At 37.5% G+C, this 19,463-nt stretch carries 24 protein-coding genes; 2 read left to right on the top strand and 22 right to left on the bottom strand.

Annotated features, from left to right (window positions below; genetic code table 11):
- Window positions 1-85 precede the first annotated feature (85 nt).
- The 8 genes from R4Z09_RS07730 to R4Z09_RS07695 all read right to left on the bottom strand — a co-directional run bounded on the left by R4Z09_RS07730 (window position 86) and on the right by R4Z09_RS07695 (window position 5,935).
- Entirely contained in the window at window positions 86-613 is a 528-nt protein-coding gene (locus tag R4Z09_RS07730; RefSeq protein ID WP_338451751.1) for a spore maturation protein, read from the bottom strand.
- Between the two features lie 6 nt (window positions 614-619).
- The gene (locus R4Z09_RS07725; protein ID WP_338451750.1) at window positions 620-1,213 is read right to left on the bottom strand and encodes a nucleoside recognition domain-containing protein; all 594 of its coding nucleotides are present in this window, start codon (window positions 1,211-1,213) and stop codon (window positions 620-622) included.
- Window positions 1,206-2,357, bottom strand: a complete 1,152-nt coding sequence (locus tag R4Z09_RS07720; protein ID WP_338451749.1) for a D-alanyl-D-alanine carboxypeptidase family protein — start codon at window positions 2,355-2,357, stop codon at window positions 1,206-1,208. Before R4Z09_RS07720 ends, R4Z09_RS07725 begins: the two co-directional genes overlap by 8 nt.
- Before the next feature lie 120 nt (window positions 2,358-2,477).
- Window positions 2,478-3,371 (bottom strand): superoxide dismutase, encoded by an 894-nt coding sequence (locus R4Z09_RS07715; RefSeq protein ID WP_338451748.1) that lies wholly within the window; start codon window positions 3,369-3,371, stop codon window positions 2,478-2,480.
- A 170-nt stretch (window positions 3,372-3,541) separates the two neighbouring features.
- Window positions 3,542-4,030 carry a YpuI family protein gene (locus tag R4Z09_RS07710; RefSeq protein ID WP_338451747.1) on the bottom strand — a complete coding sequence of 163 codons (489 nt, stop codon included), beginning with the start codon at window positions 4,028-4,030 and terminating at the stop codon, window positions 3,542-3,544.
- A gap of 30 nt (window positions 4,031-4,060) precedes the next feature.
- Window positions 4,061-4,480, bottom strand: a complete 420-nt coding sequence (locus R4Z09_RS07705; RefSeq protein ID WP_338451746.1) for a hypothetical protein — start codon at window positions 4,478-4,480, stop codon at window positions 4,061-4,063.
- 120 nt (window positions 4,481-4,600) lie between these two features.
- Window positions 4,601-5,179 (bottom strand): SMC-Scp complex subunit ScpB, encoded by a 579-nt coding sequence (gene scpB, locus R4Z09_RS07700; protein WP_338453228.1) that lies wholly within the window; start codon window positions 5,177-5,179, stop codon window positions 4,601-4,603.
- A 3-nt stretch (window positions 5,180-5,182) separates the two neighbouring features.
- Window positions 5,183-5,935 (bottom strand): segregation/condensation protein A, encoded by a 753-nt coding sequence (locus tag R4Z09_RS07695; protein WP_338451745.1) that lies wholly within the window; start codon window positions 5,933-5,935, stop codon window positions 5,183-5,185.
- Window positions 5,936-6,186: 251 nt separating this feature from the next.
- Between R4Z09_RS07695 and R4Z09_RS07690 the strand changes: the two genes are divergently transcribed.
- Window positions 6,187-6,714, top strand: coding sequence for a DUF309 domain-containing protein (locus tag R4Z09_RS07690; RefSeq protein WP_338451744.1), 528 nt, complete (start codon window positions 6,187-6,189; stop codon window positions 6,712-6,714).
- Window positions 6,715-6,734: 20 nt separating this feature from the next.
- Here the strand turns inward: R4Z09_RS07690 and R4Z09_RS07685 are convergent, their stop codons facing one another.
- Complete coding sequence (locus R4Z09_RS07685; protein WP_338453227.1) at window positions 6,735-7,079, bottom strand: GNAT family N-acetyltransferase; 345 nt, start codon at window positions 7,077-7,079, stop codon at window positions 6,735-6,737.
- Window positions 7,080-7,462: 383 nt separating this feature from the next.
- On the opposite strand from R4Z09_RS07685, the gene R4Z09_RS07680 reads away from it, so the two are divergent.
- Window positions 7,463-8,332: a DUF1002 domain-containing protein gene (locus R4Z09_RS07680; protein ID WP_338451743.1), complete on the top strand. Its 870-nt coding sequence runs from the start codon at window positions 7,463-7,465 to the stop codon at window positions 8,330-8,332.
- Between the two features lie 55 nt (window positions 8,333-8,387).
- Here R4Z09_RS07680 and lysA read toward each other — a convergent pair whose 3' ends face one another.
- From lysA to R4Z09_RS07615, 13 genes are all read right to left on the bottom strand, one after another.
- Complete coding sequence (lysA, locus tag R4Z09_RS07675) at window positions 8,388-9,716, bottom strand: diaminopimelate decarboxylase (protein WP_338451742.1); 1,329 nt, start codon at window positions 9,714-9,716, stop codon at window positions 8,388-8,390.
- Window positions 9,717-9,906: 190 nt separating this feature from the next.
- Window positions 9,907-11,385: a spore germination protein gene (locus R4Z09_RS07670; RefSeq protein WP_338451741.1), complete on the bottom strand. Its 1,479-nt coding sequence runs from the start codon at window positions 11,383-11,385 to the stop codon at window positions 9,907-9,909.
- Window positions 11,348-11,950: a stage V sporulation protein AE gene (locus R4Z09_RS07665; RefSeq protein WP_338451740.1), complete on the bottom strand. Its 603-nt coding sequence runs from the start codon at window positions 11,948-11,950 to the stop codon at window positions 11,348-11,350. Before R4Z09_RS07665 ends, R4Z09_RS07670 begins: the two co-directional genes overlap by 38 nt.
- Window positions 11,951-11,982: 32 nt before the next feature.
- The gene (locus tag R4Z09_RS07660; RefSeq protein ID WP_338451739.1) at window positions 11,983-12,405 is read right to left on the bottom strand and encodes a stage V sporulation protein AB; all 423 of its coding nucleotides are present in this window, start codon (window positions 12,403-12,405) and stop codon (window positions 11,983-11,985) included.
- On the bottom strand, window positions 12,395-13,015 hold the full coding sequence (locus tag R4Z09_RS07655; RefSeq protein WP_338451738.1) for a stage V sporulation protein AA: 621 nt from the start codon (window positions 13,013-13,015) through the stop codon (window positions 12,395-12,397). Before R4Z09_RS07655 ends, R4Z09_RS07660 begins: the two co-directional genes overlap by 11 nt.
- A gap of 150 nt (window positions 13,016-13,165) precedes the next feature.
- Window positions 13,166-13,924, bottom strand: coding sequence for an RNA polymerase sporulation sigma factor SigF (sigF, locus tag R4Z09_RS07650; protein WP_338451737.1), 759 nt, complete (start codon window positions 13,922-13,924; stop codon window positions 13,166-13,168).
- Window positions 13,925-13,936: 12 nt separating this feature from the next.
- Complete coding sequence (gene spoIIAB / locus R4Z09_RS07645; protein WP_338451736.1) at window positions 13,937-14,377, bottom strand: anti-sigma F factor; 441 nt, start codon at window positions 14,375-14,377, stop codon at window positions 13,937-13,939.
- A gap of 2 nt (window positions 14,378-14,379) precedes the next feature.
- Window positions 14,380-14,730 carry an anti-sigma F factor antagonist gene (gene spoIIAA / locus R4Z09_RS07640; RefSeq protein WP_338451735.1) on the bottom strand — a complete coding sequence of 117 codons (351 nt, stop codon included), beginning with the start codon at window positions 14,728-14,730 and terminating at the stop codon, window positions 14,380-14,382.
- Between the two features lie 173 nt (window positions 14,731-14,903).
- Window positions 14,904-16,067 (bottom strand): D-alanyl-D-alanine carboxypeptidase family protein, encoded by a 1,164-nt coding sequence (locus R4Z09_RS07635; RefSeq protein ID WP_338451734.1) that lies wholly within the window; start codon window positions 16,065-16,067, stop codon window positions 14,904-14,906.
- Window positions 16,068-16,210: 143 nt separating this feature from the next.
- Window positions 16,211-17,395, bottom strand: a complete 1,185-nt coding sequence (gene deoB / locus R4Z09_RS07630; protein ID WP_338453226.1) for a phosphopentomutase — start codon at window positions 17,393-17,395, stop codon at window positions 16,211-16,213.
- Window positions 17,396-17,594: 199 nt separating this feature from the next.
- A complete protein-coding gene (gene xerD, locus R4Z09_RS07625; RefSeq protein WP_338451733.1) occupies window positions 17,595-18,488 on the bottom strand; it encodes a site-specific tyrosine recombinase XerD in 894 nt (297 codons plus the stop codon).
- 7 nt (window positions 18,489-18,495) lie between these two features.
- Window positions 18,496-18,723 (bottom strand): YqzK family protein, encoded by a 228-nt coding sequence (locus R4Z09_RS07620; RefSeq protein ID WP_338451732.1) that lies wholly within the window; start codon window positions 18,721-18,723, stop codon window positions 18,496-18,498.
- Window positions 18,724-18,894: 171 nt separating this feature from the next.
- Window positions 18,895-19,347 (bottom strand): Fur family transcriptional regulator, encoded by a 453-nt coding sequence (locus tag R4Z09_RS07615; RefSeq protein ID WP_338451731.1) that lies wholly within the window; start codon window positions 19,345-19,347, stop codon window positions 18,895-18,897.
- Window positions 19,348-19,463: the final 116 nt, after the last annotated feature.

Genomic DNA, 19,463 nt, shown 5'->3' with positions numbered 1-19,463 from the left:
TGCCAAAACTAAACATATCTTTAACATAGCCAATATAAAAAAACACTGACACTAATTTTATGATTAATTAGCGTCAATGCTTTTTTTAAAATACTAGAATAACAACAAGAATAGCTGCAATGATTCCGACTAAATCGGCGAGTAGTCCGACTTTTAGAGCATCACCCATTTTTTTTATCCCGACTGCCCCAAAATATACCGTTAACACATAGAAGGTAGTATCAGTACTTCCCTGCAAAACGGCTGCTAATCTGCCAATAAATGAATCCGGGCCATGGGCCGCTATGAGATCACTTGTCATCCCAAGAGCAGCATTCCCGGAAATAGGACGGATAATCGCCAACGGTGCAATTTCTGCCGGTACACCAATCGCTTCTAAAAAAGGGCGGACTAAGTTCATAAAATATTCAAGCGCTCCGGAGGCACGAAAGATTGATATGGCTACAAGCATGCCAACCAAAAACGGAATAATGGAAACCGCAATTTTTATGCCTTCTTTCCCGCCTTCAACAAAGCTTTCGTAGGTTGGCACCCGTTTAAATGTTCCGTAGAGAAGAATAAAGCCGATCAAAATGGGAATAAACCATAAGGATATTAGCGACACTATTTCCATCTTTCATCATCCTTTTCGCTTCCGGGATCTTCGATAATAAAACCAGCGGTCAATCAAAATAGCCCCCACAGCAGAGAAGCATGTGGCAAGTAAAGTTGGACCGACAATATCTGTTGGTGAAGCAGCATCATAATTCATTCGAATGGCTATAACTGTTGTTGGAATTAATGTAATACTCGACGTGTTGACAGCAAGAAATGTAACCATTGATCTGCTTGCTTCATTCTTACCGCCGTTTAATTTCTTTAATTCCTCCATGGCTTTAATCCCGAGTGGTGTTGCAGCATTACCAAGCCCAAATAGATTAGCCATCATATTCGATAGAATATAGCCCATTGCTGGATGGTCTTTAGGCACCTCTGGAAATATTTTATTTACAATTGGACGGAATAAAAGTGACAGTTTTTCCAGCAGCCCTGCTTCTTCAGCAATTCTCATAATACCAAGCCAGAAAACTAATACGCTGATTAATCCTATGCAAAGCGTAACGGCTTCTGATGCGCCTTTAAAAATGGCTTCATTCACTTCTTCCATCGTTCCATTTACCATGGCAAATACGATTCCAATCAGCGTTAGTAAAATCCATATGATATTAACCATCTGATCTCACACCAATATGAATAAGAAATAGTTTGCGGACAGAATCAAAAAAGGATCGTTTCTCTTTCGTTTTTGACTGTCTAAAGTAAAGATTTATCTCTTCTATCGGTTTATGATCAAAATAGATGATGGTTTTGCCAACAACATCCGGTTCATTCTCTTTTTCACGCCATTCTTTTTTTGGTTTCTGGAGCTTATATTCTATCTTAAACTGTTTACGCTCTTCTGCAGTCACCGGATAGAGAAAATCCTGCTTTACATAAACCTTTTTCTTGTAGAATGGATCATCTATTTCTTTTACGGTTCCTTCCTTCAGAACAGTCACAAGCTCATAATGTTGAAATCCATTTTCATACATGTTGATATGATCATTCCAATCATCCGGTCCATTTAATGTGACGGCAATTAAATCAAGTCCGTCTTTTGATGCTGTTGATACAAGTGTTCTTTTTGCCCGTTTTGTATAACCTGTCTTGCCTCCTGTAGTATACTCATATAATTCAGTAAGGAGCCGATTTTTGTTTTTCCATACCCTGTCCCAGCTTTCTGTTGGATTTGGCGCTCGATGAACTTTTGTTCCCGAAATCTTTTTATATGTATCATTTGACATCGCATATCTCGTTAACAAAGCCATATCATAAGCGGTTGAATAATGATCCTCATGGTCATCCAGGCCATGGGGATTTGCAAAATGGGTGTTCTCCATCCCAATTTCCGCTGCCTTTTGATTCATTAAATAGACGAAACCATCGAGGCTCCCGCCAACATGTTCAGCAATGGCCACCGCTGCGTCATTTCCAGACCTAAGCATTAGTCCGTAAACAAGATCCTCCAGCTTTATTTTTTCTCCCGGTTTCAAATATATAGAAGACCCTTCTGCCCTTACCGCCTTTTCGCTGACCGTTACAGATTCATTCAATTTTCCTGATTCAATGGCTAAAATGGCTGTCATGATTTTCGTAATACTGGCAATCCTACTAACTTGATGTGCCTTCTTTTCATATAAAACCCTACCAGACTGTTGTTCCATCAAAACAGCGCTGCTAGCACTGGCGTTAGCAGAAGCTTCCGTTTTTAAGGGATGGTACAGTGAGATGGTTGAGGTGACAAGGATCAAAATGAGTACGATTTTTAACAATTTCATTCCACAATCCCTCTTCTCCTTAATCGTTAGTACAAGTCTATGCAGGGCAAGTCCTCTTATATGACAAAAAAGAGCCCAAACATGAAGTCAGACATTGCTGGGCTCTTTTTTGTCATATATTCAGAAAGGCTTCCATTTTAGTTCTTTTGCTTTTGTGAAACGTTCCTCAACATTTTTCCAGCTGACAATATTCCACCACTTCTCTACGTAATCTGCTCTGTTATTTTTATATTGAAGATAGTATGCATGCTCCCATACATCTAAGACAAGTAACGGAATCGTATCCCACTGCGTTAAGAGCATATGTCTTTCCGATTGAAGGATCTCTAAATGCCGGGACCTTGGAGACCACACTAAGAGGGCCCAGCCAACCCCTTCTACTTGTTTTGCCGCTTCACTAAAATGTTTCTTGAACGCTTCAAAACTGCCAAAATATTTTTCAATCTCCTTCAATAAGGCTCCCTTTGGTTTACCGCCACCTTTTGGGCTCATATTATGCCAAAAGATTGTATGGAGATAATGTCCGGATCCATGAAAAGCTAACTCCCTTGACCAATGCTTTACCAGAGAAAAATCACTACTTTTCCTTGCCATTTCAAGACTTTTTTCCGCTTTGTTTAAGCCATCAACATATGATTGGTGATGTTTCGTATGGTGCAATTTCATAATTTCTTCAGAAATATAGGGCTCGAGAGCATTATAGGCATATGGCAGTGGCGGCAGTGTATGGTTTCCAGCTTCAACAAATGGTTCATTCATATAGACCATTCCAAGCTCCTGACGATTAATAAAGTATTGCTCCATTTCTTGATGAAGTTCCTCCACTTCATGATGAATCTTCTCAAACTCCTCTTGACTCAGGTTATTACTCGAAATATCTCCCATTATTTCTGTAAATTTATCTAAACGGCTCCAAATTTCAGCATCTCTTTCAACCTGCTCTGATTCTAAAAATTGTTTTAAATCGCCATTCCATTTCAACACATTCTGAATATATTCATTGAATTGCCCCACAGCCATCCCCCATTTCCTTATATCTGCTCCGTGACTATCCTATGAATCGAAAGTGGGATTATTACCTGATTTCTTTTTAATCAAGACAGCTAAGAAATAAAAAAAAAAGGAAACCACCTTTGCCGATGGTTTCCTTTTCTCTGTAATACAGTCGTGACGCTTTCGTTATTTTAATTTGATTGAATCATTTTCGTACGGTAGTCTGTTTCGTAATATTCCAGCTCTTCGCGGATTTTTTGGAAGGGGCCTTCTAAATTTCCAAATACTGTTTTTATACTGTCAGGTGTGTCCTGTCTGAATTTAATTGAATTTTTCCCTGTATAAGCAGAACGACTATCCTCAAACCAGGCATCACTTTTAGGTGCAAAAAATTCTTCAATGCATTGGTGATAAATGCGATAAAGTGTTTTTTCTGCTGCTGCTTTTGCGAATGGTTCATTTTTTACAATTATCCCGCATGCCTCCAAACCTTCTTCACAAAATACAAGCAGTTTACGTAAATTAGATAAAATATTTTTATAGTATTCAACATTGCCTTCTTTTTCTCGGATCATGCCGCTTAGTGTTGCTTCGTTTAAAAAAGATTCAAATTCAACGATTGTTGCTTCAAGAAATTTCTGCACGTCTATCATTTGAGACTGTACAAGTGTATTTCCCAATGAATTCACCTCTATTAAAAGTCTTTCTTATTACTTAATATATTCGAGTGGAGACCGAAGAACACTTGATTTACCTACCTCTAAATCTTGAAAAAAACTTATCAGTTTGTCAACGTTTAATCCTTCAAGGCTATAGGAGAACTCAGCTGACTCTTTAATATAAACCCGCTTCCGGTTCCGATATTCAGGATGTTTAATAAAACAAGCTAAAGCAACAATATCCTTTAACTCAACTTCTCTCGTTCCAGCTTTAAAAATTGGATTTTGTTCAAACGGTGTAAATTCTTGAAGATTTTCTTCAAAATAGCGCAGATATAGAACACGAAAAACCCGTTCTTTTCCGTTTTCTTCAATCACTAATTCACTGCGGTTGAAAAAATCTTCTGAGGTATTTGGCTTCTCCTTTTGCAATTCATATCCAGTACAGCCTTTGATGAGCAAAGTAACCATTCCTCCTTATCTTTCCGTAATAGAAAGATATTTTATGTAAAATAATGAATAATGGGAAAATAAATAATTTTCATCTTATTTTATCATACATTCCATAAAAAAGGTTAAAAAAACAAGAAATCACAGATCCTCAAATCGTTCGAAGAACAAATCAGCTTCCTCTTGGACGTTGTCATCATCAACTTTTTCAGGAAGAGGAGGAAGCTCTTCGATACTTTTTAAGCCAAAGTGATCGAGAAATTCCTTTGTCGTCCCATATAAATATGCCCTTCCTGCGCCTTCTGCCCTCCCAACCTCTTTTATTAAAGCCTTTGCAACAAGTGTCTGAAGGGGTCTTTCTGTTTTAACACCCCGAATCTCCTCAATTTCAATTCTTGTAATTGGTTGTTTGTAAGCAATAATCGCCAATGTTTCAAGGGCAGCTTGTGACAATGCTGTTGTGTGCGGAGACTCAACCAGCTTTTTCAAATAAAGCGAGTACTCCTTCTTCGTTGCCAATTGAAAGGTTCCTGCAAGTTGAACAAGCGTAATGCCCCGGTTTTCATTTTCATTGTATTCCGTTATCAAATCATGTAACACTTGCTCTGCCAGTAATTCATCAATTTCAAGAACTTGCGATATCTGTTTTAGCGTCAGTCCTTCGTCACCAGCTGCAAACAATAGACTTTCAATGATTCCCTTCCAATTAATTAATTCCATCATTCACTGCTCCTTTCGCTGCATGACAAAGATTTCAGCGAAATTTTTATCCTGCTCGACTATGATCTCATTTAACTTCATTAACTCTAAAACTGCCAAAAAAGTCACGACAATATGCTCTTTGGTTAGAATCGAAAATAAATCATCAAACCGTTTTCGGCCCTTCGTGTTTTTTAAGTCTCTGATAATTTCTTTCATTCTTTGTTCAATCGGAATCTCCTGACGGGCCACTTTCGTGAGCAAAGGTTTTTGTAGTCTTTTGCGTCGCAGGAGCTTTTGCAGGGCTCCAAGCATATCATACAAAGATACATTTAAGTCGGGCTTTTTTTCAATTTCAATATCCTTTGCGTACTCTGTTAAATCACTTGGAGGCTTAGTAAATATCAAGCCACGCTCTTGCTCCAGAGATTTTAAGTCATCCGCCACTTCCTTATACTTTCTATATTCTATCAAACGTTCCACAAGTTCTTCACGGGGATCTTCTTCCATTTCCACTGCTAATTCATCGTCCAAGCCAGCTTGATTATGGTTGGGAAGAAGCATTTTACTTTTAATTTCTAATAATGTGGCTGCCATGACTAAAAATTCACTCGCAATATCAAGTTGTAATTCCTTCATTGTATGAATGTAGATTAAATATTGCTCAGTGATTTCAGCAACCGGAATATCATATATATCTATTTCAAGATGATTGATCAGATGCAAGAGTAAATCAAGCGGTCCTTCAAATGCATCAATTTTTACATTATATTGCATACGTTCCACCAATACTTTTCATTATTGTTGTTTCACTTAAGTTGTTAAACTATCTAAGGGCAATGATTTAACCATATCATGCGATAAGCTAATAATTAGTATAGAGGATACATAGAATGAATCCAATAGTAATTTCAAACAATGCCCATTTGTATATGAGCCCTATTAAAGGATACATTTCTTAGAAAAAAAAAGGGTAAGTTGTTAAGAAAAACCTATGTTACACTATTAATCAAGGGGAGGCAGAACAAATGACATATCCACAGGAATATATAGATTTTTTAGTGCATTTTCATGGTGACCGAGATTATTTTGAATGCCATGAAATATTAGAAGAATATTGGAAGAAAGTTGACAGTAATAACAAGAATTCTGTATGGGTTGGCCTCATTCAGCTGGCTGTAGCAAATTATCATCATAGACGAGGCAATTTTAATGGTGCGCTTAGAACGCTGCAAAAAGCCCTAAAAATTATATCTTCTAATGAAGTATTGATCCAAAATCTTGGACTTCATCCGTGCTCACTCCTGAAACAAATCACAGCACGCATCACTTCGATAGAGAAAAGAAATAATTATCAAAGCATGAATCTTCCTATCCATTCAAACCTATTACTGGAAAGTTGCAAATCACGATCCCAGGAATTAAACATGAAATGGCTGATAGAAAGTGACTTAACCAATATCCAAATTGTGCACCGTCATAAAGAACGAGACCGTTCAACTGTAATTGAAGAGCGTAATAAAGCCAAACAACAAAAAACAAATAGAAGGCAGTGAGCATATGTCACTACCTTCTTTTAATCACATTTATGAAAAAATTCCTTCGTTTCTTCATTTGCTGTAATATGCTTATCTGGATATAATTCCTTTACAGCCTTCACCATATTCTTACCGATTCCTTGCCTACGATGTGATGGATTCACTGAGATATGATGAATGATCATGTTATCTTCGTCAATCCAGATTCCGCCTAGCAGACCAATAATATCTTCTTCTTCCTTCCATAAAAACAATTGCCAATTCTCATCTAATTCATAGTGTTTAATGGTTTGCTGCAGTTTTTTTAAGTCTTTTTCATTTGGCATAAAAGACAGTAAGCCCATAGCAATTTTTTCAAAAGTTTTTTTATAACGAATTAGCATCATTAATCCCTCATTAATAAAACATTAAATCTAGTTTTACCATTTCAAAAGATTTTTAAACTACTTCCCAAGTACGATATATACATGAATTATTTTATACTATAATATCATACATAATTTAACTTCATCTTTCAATCACTAATCGTGCTTGAAATATTACGTTTCCATTAAAACAATCTATACTCTTGATTTTTTTCTTACAATAAGAAAACAATGTTCATCAATTCCTTTTCTTTCAACTAAAAGTTTCGTATGATTGTGTTGCGTGAAAATAAACTGGTTATCCTACTAATAGGTACTTTTATTTTAAAATCACGTAAAGATGAAATTGTTTTCTGATTCATCTTAAATGGAACCGTTAATCAAAACAAGGAGAAGATATCATGAAAAACTTAAAGGCTGCAAGTCTAGTATTATTATTCTTGCTCATTTTTCCACTTCGTGGATTTGCTGATGCTGCGGTAGGTGATATGATTATCACCCTAGGGGAAAATTTAACTGAAGAACAGAAAAATACGCTATTATCAGAAATGAATGCACCCGATAACGCGCAAATTATTACCGTCTCGAATGCAGAGGAACATCAATATTTAGGAAACTATGTATCCAAATCACTTATAGGAACACGGGCTATATCTTCATCTGCTATCACAGTTGCTGAAAAAAATTCAGGCCTAGAAGTTAAAACAAATAATATAAATTGGGTAACAGATGAGATGTACATCAACGCCCTTATTACGGCAGGAGTTAAAGATGCAAAAATCTATATCACTGCTCCGTTTGAGGTATCAGGAACTGCCGCCTTAACAGGAATTATTAAAGCTTATGAAGTGTCGGCAGAAAAGACCATTCCAGAAGATGTGAAACAGGCTGCAAATGAAGAAATGGTCAAATCCGCGGAATTAGGTGACGAAATTGGAACCGAAAATGCCACAGCTCTAATCACTAAAATCAAAGAGGAAATGGCAAATAACCCGCCAAAAACAGAGGCAGACTTAAGAACAATTATTGAGAATGCGGCCAAGGAACTGGGAATTACGTTAACGGATGCGCAATTCCAAAGCTTACTAGATCTTTTTAACAAGTTAAAGGAATTGAATATTGACTGGAATCAAGTTGGCGATCAATTGACTGTTGCTAAAGATAAACTAACAAATTATCTTGAAAGCGAAGAAGGACAAGGTTTTCTAGAAAAGCTAAAACAATTTTTTATCAATATTATCGATGCCATAAAAGCCCTTTTCTCTAAATAGAACCTAAAACTAGCGTTGTGATTTAACCGGACAAAAAATAAAAGCTAAGCATCCTTTACAGATGCTTAGCTTTTATTTTTTCATTTAAAGACAGATCAAGCCTTACTAGATCTTCGTACGTTTCTCTTTTAACAACTAATGTTGCTTTTCCATTTTCCACAAAGACTACAGGCGGTCTTGGAATTCGGTTATAATTGTTTGCCATTGAATAACCATATGCACCTGTGCAAAAAACAGCCAATATATCCTGGTCATCTGTTTCCGGCAATGGCAAATCCCAAATCAGCATATCACCTGATTCACAGCATTTACCGGCGATTGAAACAACTTCTGTCGGCTTTTCAAGCGGTTTATTAGCTAATACCGCCTCATATTTGGCTTGATAGAGTGCAGGTCTGATATTATCAGTCATCCCGCCATCTACCGCTAAATATTTACGTACATTTGGCACTTCTTTTCTCGAACCGATTTTATACAACGTGATCCCAGCATCCCCGACTAACGATCTGCCAGGTTCTATTCCAATCTCTGGAACATCCATGCCATAGTTTTTCGCCTGTTTTTTCACTTCAGTAATAATTTCAACCACATAATCTGCAGCAGGTTTTGGATCATCTTCACCTGTATAGCGAATACCAAAACCACCGCCTAGATTTAAAATGGCCGGTTCAAAAGAAACAGTCGTTTTCCATTCATTCAGCTTCTCAAATATTTTTTGGACGGCAAGTGTAAAGCCGGTTGTTTCAAATATTTGCGAACCAATATGACAATGAATACCGGCCGCTGTTAACCATGATGATTGTAATACTTTACGTAAAGCTTCTTCTGTTTGTCCATTTTGCAGACCGAAGCCGAATTTCGAATCTTCCTGTCCAGTTAATATATAATCATGTGTATGTGCTTCGATTCCAGGTGTTACCCTTAACACAACATCCATTTGTTGTTTTTTCTCAGCACACAAATCTTCAAGCATTTCCAATTCGTAAAAATTGTCAACAACAACATAGCCAATTTTATATTGTAAAGCCATTTCTAATTCTTCTCTGCTTTTATTATTTCCATGAAAATGTACTCGCTCCATTGGAAAATCAGCAGCAGCTGCTGTATACAATTCTCCTCCTGATACAACGTCTAATGATAGTCCTTCTTCTTCTGCTAATTGAACCATCGCTACTGTGGAAAATGCCTTGCTTGCAAATGAAACCTGGGCATTGATCCCATTAGTTGCAAATGCTTCACGAAAGCTTCTGGCTCTTTGACGAATTAATGCTACATCATATACATAAACCGGCGTACCAAATTCCTTCACTAATTCTACTGTATCAACGCCGCCTATTTCTAAATGTCCTTTATCATTTACTGCGGTGGTTCCATAATAGTACATAACCGTCCCTCGTTCCTATAACTTAGCTGTATCAATAAGCGTTCCTATTTATATACAACCCACACTATTTTAAAAAATACTTTATCATAACATAGTTTAAATCGCAATATGTTAAATAATCTAATAACTCTACCTATAATAAGTCATTCCATAGTACGAACTAGAAAACAGAAGCATCACTGCTTCTGTTTTACTGGCGCGGCTGTCTGATACGATTTTTTGTTTTAATAATACTTGGTCTGATTTGTGAACCGGGTATTGCTCGGCGGACTAATATTTGCATAAATGCCTTCGGATGAAAAGGCAGTAAAGGCCATAAATATGGTGTATTAAATGAGCGAATTCCCACTAACAGGATAATATAGATGGTGACCCCAACGATTAAACCAGGAGTATGGAAGATAGCCACTAAAATAAGTAGAAATAGACGAACAAGTTTGTTGGCTATACTCAGTTCATAGCTTGGTGTTGCAAAATTCCCGATCGCTACTACCGCTATGTATAAAATCACTTCCGGGACAAATAAACCGACATCAATGGCAATTTGTCCAATTAACACCGCTGCGACAAGACCCATCGCATTTGACAAAGCTGTTGGTGTATGAATAGCTGCCATCCTTAAAAATTCAATTCCAATATCAGCCAAAAAGATCTGTCCCACAACAGGAATGTTTGTTAACTTGTTTGGTCCAATAAACGATATCTTTTCAGGTAAAAGCTGTGGTTCTAAAATAAATAAGAACCATAAAGGTAATAGAAAAAGTGATGAAGAAATCCCTATAAACCTTACCCAGCGGACAAATGTCCCAACACCAGGTGATTGACGATATTCCTCTGCATGCTGCATATGATGAAAAACAGTTGTTGGTGTAATAATTACACTTGGAGATGTATCAACATAGATAATAACATGACCTTCCAGGATATGGGTTGCTGCTACATCTGCACGCTCTGTATAACGGACAAGCGGATACGGATTATAGCCTTGCTTTAATAAAAACTCCTCAACTGTTTTATCTGCCATTGTCAGTCCATCTATTTTAATGGCTTGAAGTTCCTTTCTAATGATTTCAACCAGATTTTGGTCTGCTACTCCCTCAATATACCCTATCGCAATATCTGTTTTTCCTCTTTCACCGACCCGCATGATTTCAAACCGCAAGCGCTCATCTCTTATTCTTCTTCTTGTTAAAGCTGTATTAATAATAATATTTTCAACGTAACCGTCCCTAGACCCGCGAACTACTTTTTCCGTATCAGGCTCCGTTGGGGTGCGGCCTGGATAGGAGCGAACATCTACTACAAGTCCTTTTTCAAAACCATCTACAACAACTACAATTAATCCGGAAAGTACTTGGTCTACTAATTCATCCATTGTCTTAATCTGTGAAACAGACTGGTGCACAAGCCGATTTTCAACAATATCGAATAGATTTGTTGAAGGCTTTTCATTATCATTCATTTCTACGAGCTGCTCAACAATTTCAATTATAAAACTTGTATCACACAAACCATTTACATAATAAAAATGAACATCCTTTTGCAATATCTTTAATTTTCTAACCCCTAAGTCAAAGCTTTTCCCAAGTCCAACGCGTTCCTTCATATAATTCTCAATTTCCAGTACCGAATCAGGAATCGGTTTTTTCTCCTTTTTTTCTGTTCCCATTAAAACCACTCCTTTCCAAAATTAGTTCTACCGCTTTTCGGGTTATTGGAGAGCCCTTTTCAAAGTGATCCTTTCCAGCCATTTTTCCAATATCTCCAATTCCAACAATGAGTGGAACATTAAGTTCATCAAGACAATACACAGTGTCTCCGTAAAGTTTCCCCACTTCCAATTCTTGTATGCCATATTTATCTATTCCATTGGCTGTTAATTCTCCCTCACGATCAATGCATAGGTCAACCTTCGTCCATTCTTCATGCTTTGGGTTCGAAGCAACAGCAATAATTCCAAGTACCTCAATATCTTTGTGGGTCGCAACATACTTCATTGCCTTTTCCCCAGCGCCCTCACCAATAAAACCACTGTCATCAAACATTACTAGGACAGGATCATACGCTGCTTTTTTGATTTGTTTTACAATAACAGGACCATCCAATACTGTTGGATTTCCATTTGAAATAGATAGACATCGGCCGCCAATTTCCTTTGCTACAATTTCAAGTGACTTACGAGCAAACTTATCTCCATCTGTTATTAAAATGACTCGCCGTTTTGCACCATCCATGTTTTGATGTCCTTTCGGGTAAAGTGTGGATGCTATTGATCAACAAAATATATCCAATGAAATAAAGAACCCAATATTTTTCCAAACACAAGCGCCATCAATAAAATTGCAATTTTATCGTCTACACCTATGCGTTTCGCCAAAATAGGCCAGACATTAAGCACTTCTGTTAATGCTCCTGCCATCATCCCCACAAAGATTCCCCCGGCAAGACCAAAAATGATTAAAATGAAAGGGAAAAAGTGAAAATGTGGGTTTTGTAATACCGCTAATGTACCTGCAACTGCACCAATGACGACACTCCATTCATACATTTGAATCAATTTCATCGTTTTCGTTAATTGTGTAAGTCTCGGTATGATCCCAAGAACTGTTAAAAAGGCAACATATCCGGCACCTACCGATAGACCTCCTGCAAAGCCAATAAATATAATAAACAACAGTTTAATGATCATGAAGCTTCTTCATACTCTCCTTATTTTCATGCATAATGACGTATTGATCGAGATCCTGCTGATAGTTAAACATCTCAACTTCGAGTGGGCTTGGCTCCTCGTTTAGCCTTTTCTTAAAGACATGATTAAAGAATATGATCATTCCCAGGCCTAATCCAATCGAATAAGGGATTTGAAACATAAGAGGTTTTTCATTATCCTGACCTGTCATCATTTTATAAAGTTTTTGATGTACTGTTTGCATGCTTACATCCTCATGGAAATTCATAATAGTAAGCATCGAACCAAAGAATAGCAAAAACCAGGTTAATATAAATAAAATTGGAGACACTTTCTTTTTCCGATCAACAACCTCCACAATCGTTTGCGATGGTCCTAACACTTGAACATCAATAGAAGAATCAAATTGAGCTATTTTGGCAATTACCTGCATAACATCAATAATGATAATATTACGGTCTTGATCCGATATGCTGTAAATAAGGAGTTGACTTAACTGCTTATGCAGCACATCTTCGGCAATGATCTGCGCAATATCTTTCAAATAAACTTTCTCATGAGGTCGAACAAATACACGGTTACGAAGCCGAATATACACCGTTTTTTCCAACTCACTCACATCCCACACAGCAATTTCCTTTACTCATTAGTATTTCTTACAAATTAATCCTCATGAACTCCAAAAAATGGATATCAAATGAAAAGTTCAGACTAGACTCCTTTCAAAGTAAAAATTGCACACAAAAAAAACCGCATGGAGCTATATATCCATACGGTCTTTCATTTGCTGTAAAATTTTCTTTTCCAGCCTTGAAACCTGTACCTGTGAAATTCCTAGTCTTACCGCAACTTCCGATTGCGTTTGATCTTTATAATAACGCAAATAAACAATGAGCCGTTCACGCTCCTCAAGCTCTTGAATAGCCTCTTTTAGAGCGATTTTATCAAACCATTTTCCTTCATTACCATCATCAATTTGATCAAGTAGTGTAATAGGGTCACCATCATTCTCATATACGGTTTCATGAATGGAGGAAGGTGTACGGCTTGCTTCTTGAGCCATGATTATATCTTCTGTTGGGATTGACAAATACTCAGATATCTCATTTACTGTCGGTACACGGCCAAATGTTTTGGATAATTCATCTTTTGCCTTACGAATTTTATTCCCCATTTCCTTCAATGAACGGCTTACTTTAACGGTACCGTCATCACGAATAAAACGCTGAATTTCTCCAATAATCATAGGGACGGCATAGGTAGAGAATTTTACATCATACGATAAATCAAATTTATCTACTGATTTCAACAAACCAATACAACCAATTTGAAAGAGATCATCCGGTTCATAGCCTCGATTTAAAAAGCGTTGGACAACAGACCAGACAAGCCGCATATTTTTCTGTACGATCACGTCCCTTGCACTTTGGTCACCATCCTGGCTCTTTTTGATCAATTCCTTAACTTCATGGTCTTTTAAATAAGGTTGATTCTTTTCTGATTTAACCTCCACATCCATAGGCAAGACTCCTTAATTACATAGCATTTTGCTTGTTGATAAATGCTTCCTTAATCGGATCTCGGTACCTTTACCTGGGTGCGATTTAACTTCGATGTCATCCATAAAATTTTCCATAATCGTAAACCCCATTCCAGACCTTTCTAATTCAGGCTTTGTAGTAAAAAGGGGCTGACGGGCCTCTTCTACATCCGGTATTCCAATGCCTTCATCCTTAATCATTAACTCCACATAACCATCTTCAAGAGAAACAGAAATATAGACGATCCCATTCGGATCACTCTCATATCCATGAATAATGGCATTTGTTACAGCTTCAGATACGACTGTTTTAATTTCTGTCAATTCATCCATCGTTGGATCCAATTGAGCAACAAATGATGCCACTGTGACACGGGCAAATGATTCATTTTGGCTAAGTGCACTAAATTGAAGCTGCATCATATTTTTCATGTTTAGGCAACCCCCAATCTTTGCAAAGCATTATCTTCAGTAGGCTCAAGCCGAATAATTTTAAATAAGCCTGACATATCAAATAATCTTTGAACAGATGGGGAGATTGCACATACGACCATCTCTCCATGCAGCTGTTTAATTTGTTTATAACGCCCCAGTATGACACCCAGTCCTGAGCTATCCATAAAAGACAAGTGTTCTAAATTTAAAATAATATGGCGGATATCGTATTCTTCTATTGCGCTAACTGCTTGTTTTCGGAGTTCATCTGCACTATGATGATCCAGCTCTCCGGACAATCGAATACATAAGACGTCTTGTTTTACTTCCAATCCAATGTTCAGACTCACTACTCGTTAGCCCCCTTATTCATGTGCTCTTTCCTAGTGAGTCAATTTCGATGTATCCGTCTTAATTTCCTTCACCAAAACAAAACTAGTGACTATTCGCTAAAAAAAGTATGCATCTTTTATGATTTCGACAACCTTCAGTTAAAGGCATGTACACGAATCAGGGCATAGGCTTACTCACTCTTCGTAAATATGCCTAGAGAACGCTTGAATAAGTCCCACCAGCCCGCTTCTTTAATCTCTTCTTTTGCCAGAAGTGGACTTTTCACCAATGTTTCACCATTTTTCTTGATTGTCAGCGTGCCAATTTGGTCGCCTTTCTTTATCGGAGCCTTTAAATCCTTTTTCAAGCTTACCTTTTGCTTTACATCCTCAATCGTTTCACCTTTTTTTGTTAATAAAGAAATAGACTCACTTGTTACCATTTCTACTTTCTTCTTTTGTCCTTTACTAACTTTGGCTGTTCCCATTACATGATTTCTTTCGAATATTGGATGTGTTCTATATTGATTAAAAGCATAATCAAGCATTTTTGTTACTTGTGCATTTCGATCTTTAGAGGTAGGGGCACCAAACACAACGGCAATAACCCGCATTCCATCTTTTTCAGCTGTAGCTGTTAAACAATACATGGCCTCTCTTGTAAAGCCTGTTTTTAACCCGTCTACACCCGGATAAAAACGAACAAGCTTATTTGTATTAACAAGCCAGAATTTCTTATCCGTATTTTCGCGCAAATACGCCTCATAAGTACCTGTGAATTTTGTGATATTTTCATACTTCAGTAATTCTTTTGCCATTATAGCCATATCATGGGCAGTACTGAGATGATCCTCAACAGGCAGACCGGTTGTATTTTTAAACGTCGTTTTTTTCAAGCCTAGTTCTTTTGCTTTTTTGTTCATCATGTCAACAAAAGCTTCTTCTGACCCGGCAATTCGTTCAGCCATTGCAACAGATGCATCATTACCAGAGCCGATAGCAATTCCCTTTAACATTTCTTCAACAGTCATTTCCTCGCCAGGCTCTAAAAAGATTTGCGAACCGCCCATGGATGCTGCATACTCACTCGCACGAACTTTCTCATCCATATCAAGCTTTCCCTCATCCAACGCCTCCATGATCAATAGCATCGTCATTATCTTCGTCATACTAGCGGGCGGCAACTGCTCATTACTATTTTTCTCATATAATACCTTGCCTGTATCACGTTCTATTAAGATAGCTGACTTTACATTTTCTGCTAATTGAACACCGCTTTCTTCCGCCGAAGCAAACGGTACGGCAATCGCTGTTAACATCATAAATGCAAGCAAAATAGAAACAAGTCGTTTCATCACAAAACCTCCATTCTTTCTATAAATTTTATTTTTTCCATAAAAACCAAATTTATACAGCACCGGTAAAATGGTGGAAATATTTTGTGCTCAGAGCATAAAAAAAAGCAAAGGAAATTTATTCCTTTGCACTTTGCAGTGATTTATATTATCTCTTTGTAAAAACTCTTTCCGAATTGTGGCATGTTTACAGAGAAATTTTCTGCAATGGTTGCCCCAATATCTGCAAAGGTTTCTCGTAATGACAGTTCTTTTCCCAAATTCATTCCCTTATTGTAAACAAGAAGCGGAACATATTCACGGGTATGATCTGTTCCCGCATGGATTGGGTCATTGCCATGATCAGCTGTTATAATAAGCAAATCATCCTCACGCATCTTTGATAAAACTTCTGAGAGGCGAAGATCAAATTCTTCGAGCGCTTTTCCATAACCAATTGGATCCCGACGATGACCAAAGAGGGCATCAAAATCGACAAGGTTAACAAAACTCAAACCGGTAAAATCCATTGCGAAGGACTGTAGTAGTTTATCCATACCATCCATATTGGAAACAGTACGGAAATGCTTCGTTACTCCCTCGCCATCGTATATATCATTTATTTTTCCGATCGCAATTACATCAAGACCTGCATCCTTTAACTCATTCATAACGGTTCGCCCAAACGGCTTTAATGCATAATCGTGACGGTTCGCTGTTCTCTTAAAATCTCCCGGCTGTCCTACAAACGGTCTAGCAATGACCCGGCCGACCATATACTTTTCATCAAGAGTCAGCTCTCTTGCTATCTTGCAGATTCTATATAACTCTTCAAGCGGAACAATTTCTTCATGAGCAGCAATTTGCAGAACAGAGTCTGCTGATGTATATACGATTAGTGCACCAGTCTTCATATGCTCTTCGCCCAGCTCTACGAGTATTTCCGTTCCACTTGCAGGCTTGTTTCCTATGATTTTCCTTCCTGTCTTTTCCTCCAGCTCTGTAATTAATTCTGGAGGAAAACCGTTTGGAAATACACGAAATGGCGTTTCAATACGAAGACCCATAATTTCCCAGTGCCCTGTCATTGTATCTTTTCCGCTCGATGCTTCCTGCATTTTCGTATAAAAGGCTAAAGGTGCCTCTACCTTTTTGATCCCTTTTATTTCTTCAATAGACCCGAGGCCAAGCTTTTCCATGTTTGGCATTTTCAAGCCATTCATTTTCTCAGCAATATGACCTAATGTATGTGATCCCTTATCACCAAACTGCTCTGCATCCGGTGCCTCGCCAATTCCCACCGAGTCCATCACAATTAAAAAAACGCGCTTATATTTAAATGAAGCCATAGTCATTCTATTACCTCCTTATGCTTAACTATTCCTTATCTGAATCTGAACCTATTTTTCATAGGCATGGCACTTCTAGGATTCCCTTTTTTGCCGGCAATAACCTTTCCATAACCTTTAAAAAGCTATTCATCCATAAAAGAAAAAGCCGCCATTTCGACTGGCAGCTTTCCGAAATTTACAAAAATCTCTTAGTCTATTAAGCACGTGGGTGGAATTGACTGTAAACATCCTTTAACCTCGTTTTAGTTACATGAGTGTAAATTTGCGTTGTTGATATATCGGCATGACCAAGCATTTCTTGAACAGCACGAATATCAGCCCCATTTTCCAATAAATGGGTGGCAAATGAATGTCTTAACGTATGCGGTGTCAATTCTTTCTCTATGCCTGCTTCGTGTACAATCTTTTTTAAGATTTTCCAAAAGCCCTGTCGCGTTAATTGCTTGCCATGATGATTCAAAAATAAAGCATTATCACGCTGTTTTTTTGAAATAAAATGGGGTCTTCCCTTCTCTATGTAGCGATCTAAAGCTTCAATGGCAGTTTTTCCAACCGGAATAATTCGTTCCTTATTCCCTTTCCCAATGCATCGAACAAATCCCATTGTTAAATGGACATCTTCCATTTGTAATCCAATTAACTCGCTGACACGAATTCCTGTTGCATACAATAATTCCAACATCGCCTTATCTCTTATGCCATAATGATTACTGACATCTGGAGAATCGAGCAGGATCTCAACCTCTTGCAGGCTCAATACCTTTGGAAGCGACCGCTCCAATTGAGGAGTTTCAATATGAACAGAAGGATCATGGTCGCTTACTTTTTCACGAAGTAGAAATTGATGAAAGGCTCTAATAGAGGCAACATGTCGTGCTAATGTCCTTGATGATTTTCCCTGTTCCTTCAAATGTCCTAAAAAGTGGACAATATGGACTCGCTGGACATCATTAAAACTGGCCAGTTGCTCTACTTTGTGAATATATTGCATGTAACTCTTTAAATCACGTTCATATGAAACAATCGTATTTTGCGCGAGACCTTTTTCAACAATTAAAAAATGGGTAAAATCCTTTAATTGATCTTCCATTTATACATTACTCCCCATTTAAATAAAACAAAATTAACCGATCAAACCAGTTTGAATGATTATTTCCTTCTACTGTGGTTACTTTTATGGCAGATCCCTTTGGCTCATCATAGCGATGGTAATCTGCATATTCCTCATTTAACCACATAATAGCATAATAAAAAAGGATTGTGCATCCTGTAAATAAGACAAATACCTTCAATGTTCTAAACAGCATTTTAAACCAAGATTTCATGTTCTTCCTCCAACAATAGCTTATAAAAATATATATTTCTTATGACGAAAATATTCATATTCATACATATGCCATGTTGGACAGGTTTTATACATCTTTTCATGAAATGATTTAACGATGCGGCAAAAACAAAAACCTCTTCTATTAACTAGAATAGAAAAGGTTTCACTTTTATTTTTGTTGTTTTTTTTCCTGACAACGATAGCAAATTCCGTGGAACGTAAGGCGGTGATCTTTAATCTTAAATTTCCAATCACGTTCGACCAATTCCTCTACATCATCCAATAAATCCTGCTGGATTTCATCTACCGAGCCACATTCGATACAAACGAGGTGATGATGAAAATGCGCTGCTCCCTCTGTACGAAGATCGTAACGAGAAACACCATCGCCAAAGTTAATTTTATCTACTATTTTTAATTCTGTAAGCAGTTCTAGCGTACGATAAACAGTTGCTAAACCAATCTCAGGCGACTTTTCTTTTACTAGGAGGTAAACATCTTCAGCACTTAAATGGTCTTCTTCGTGTTCCAATAAAACACAAACGGTCGCTTCACGTTGTGGTGTCAATTTATAGCTTGATGAGTGCAACTGCTTCTTAATTCTCTCTATTCTAGTTTCCATATGGAAGGTCCCTCCTCGCCACGTTCTTTCTCATTATAGCAGATGAGGACTCTGAATCAAACTAAAATGATTATAATCTATATCCAAAATTAGTTACAATATAATATTAAATATAA

This window comes from Niallia oryzisoli (assembly GCF_036670025.1).
GTDB classification, from domain to species: domain Bacteria; phylum Bacillota; class Bacilli; order Bacillales; family Cytobacillaceae; genus Bacillus_BD; species Bacillus_BD oryzisoli.
The sequence above is the reverse complement of the archived record's forward strand: the minus strand, read 5'-3'. Positions and strand labels throughout refer to the sequence as shown.

Coding starts and splice junctions, on each gene's coding strand:
- R4Z09_RS07620 (WP_338451732.1), bottom strand. CDS start 18,723: ATGAAATCTTGGTTTAAAATGCTGTTTAGAACATTGAAGGTATTTGTC.
- R4Z09_RS07680 (WP_338451743.1), top strand. CDS start 7,463: ATGAAAAACTTAAAGGCTGCAAGTCTAGTATTATTATTCTTGCTCATT.
- R4Z09_RS07635 (WP_338451734.1), bottom strand. CDS start 16,067: ATGAAACGACTTGTTTCTATTTTGCTTGCATTTATGATGTTAACAGCG.
- R4Z09_RS07690 (WP_338451744.1), top strand. CDS start 6,187: ATGACATATCCACAGGAATATATAGATTTTTTAGTGCATTTTCATGGT.
- spoIIAB (WP_338451736.1), bottom strand. CDS start 14,377: ATGAAAAATATGATGCAGCTTCAATTTAGTGCACTTAGCCAAAATGAA.
- R4Z09_RS07685 (WP_338453227.1), bottom strand. CDS start 7,079: ATGCTAATTCGTTATAAAAAAACTTTTGAAAAAATTGCTATGGGCTTA.
- deoB (WP_338453226.1), bottom strand. CDS start 17,395: ATGGCTTCATTTAAATATAAGCGCGTTTTTTTAATTGTGATGGACTCG.
- R4Z09_RS07720 (WP_338451749.1), bottom strand. CDS start 2,357: ATGAAATTGTTAAAAATCGTACTCATTTTGATCCTTGTCACCTCAACC.
- R4Z09_RS07730 (WP_338451751.1), bottom strand. CDS start 613: ATGGAAATAGTGTCGCTAATATCCTTATGGTTTATTCCCATTTTGATC.
- xerD (WP_338451733.1), bottom strand. CDS start 18,488: ATGGAAGATCAATTAAAGGATTTTACCCATTTTTTAATTGTTGAAAAA.
- lysA (WP_338451742.1), bottom strand. CDS start 9,716: ATGTACTATTATGGAACCACCGCAGTAAATGATAAAGGACATTTAGAA.
- R4Z09_RS07725 (WP_338451750.1), bottom strand. CDS start 1,213: ATGGTTAATATCATATGGATTTTACTAACGCTGATTGGAATCGTATTT.
- R4Z09_RS07615 (WP_338451731.1), bottom strand. CDS start 19,347: ATGGAAACTAGAATAGAGAGAATTAAGAAGCAGTTGCACTCATCAAGC.
- R4Z09_RS07695 (WP_338451745.1), bottom strand. CDS start 5,935: ATGCAATATAATGTAAAAATTGATGCATTTGAAGGACCGCTTGATTTA.
- R4Z09_RS07665 (WP_338451740.1), bottom strand. CDS start 11,950: ATGGATGGTGCAAAACGGCGAGTCATTTTAATAACAGATGGAGATAAG.
- scpB (WP_338453228.1), bottom strand. CDS start 5,179: ATGGAATTAATTAATTGGAAGGGAATCATTGAAAGTCTATTGTTTGCA.
- R4Z09_RS07660 (WP_338451739.1), bottom strand. CDS start 12,405: ATGATCATTAAACTGTTGTTTATTATATTTATTGGCTTTGCAGGAGGT.
- sigF (WP_338451737.1), bottom strand. CDS start 13,924: ATGGATGTGGAGGTTAAATCAGAAAAGAATCAACCTTATTTAAAAGAC.
- R4Z09_RS07670 (WP_338451741.1), bottom strand. CDS start 11,385: ATGGGAACAGAAAAAAAGGAGAAAAAACCGATTCCTGATTCGGTACTG.
- R4Z09_RS07705 (WP_338451746.1), bottom strand. CDS start 4,480: ATGGTTACTTTGCTCATCAAAGGCTGTACTGGATATGAATTGCAAAAG.